The sequence below is a fragment of the Streptomyces mutabilis genome (genome assembly GCF_014649815.1).
GTDB classification, from domain to species: Bacteria; Actinomycetota; Actinomycetes; order Streptomycetales; family Streptomycetaceae; genus Streptomyces; species Streptomyces mutabilis.
This window is the reverse complement of sequence record NZ_BMTT01000233.1, coordinates 1-580: the sequence shown is the minus strand read 5'-3', so window position 1 is coordinate 580 and position 580 is coordinate 1. Positions and strand designations below refer to the sequence as shown.

Sequence of the window (580 nt, the reverse complement as noted above, 5' to 3'; positions counted from 1 at the left end):
AAAGGATACGTATCAACTTGATAAATAGATCTTTTTATATTTTAAAGACAAGGAATGCATAATTATGATAACACAAATTGATGTTTGTTACACTAGCATTGCTATTCAATAAAGAGTAGTAAACCATAACTATTCTTCATATTTCTTTTTAAAAATTTAATTTTTTTTGCGTGGAACATTGAATACTGGTATTGGATCAACTGTTAAAGTTGACCAAAAAGGTAATGGTAATATCGTAAATATGGGTACAGATAGTACATTTGAAGTTGCTGAAAATTCTAAATTTATCGCAAATTCTGATGGTCATCGCATCGGTAATTGGGAACACGATAATTTAATTGGCTTAGATGGAAACTATCAAATATTAGTAGATAAAGAAGCAAAATTATTATTAGATGCTAAAAACCATCAATGGGACCCAGATAAGAAAAAACAAGTTGGTACATATAACGATTTAGTTAATATTAATGCTAGAGGAAATCAAACAGCATTATTACATGTTGCTGATAATGCCACTTTGGATTTACGTACAGATAATAGAGATTATTATGCAGAGGTTATTTCAATACCTTTAAATGGT

At 28.6% G+C, this 580-nt stretch carries 1 protein-coding gene; it reads left to right on the top strand.

Annotation, left to right across the window (positions count from 1 at the left end):
- Positions 1-178 precede the first annotated feature (178 nt).
- Positions 179-580: hypothetical protein (locus IE142_RS35580; RefSeq protein WP_191889491.1), on the top strand; the 402-nt coding region annotated here is incomplete at its 3' end.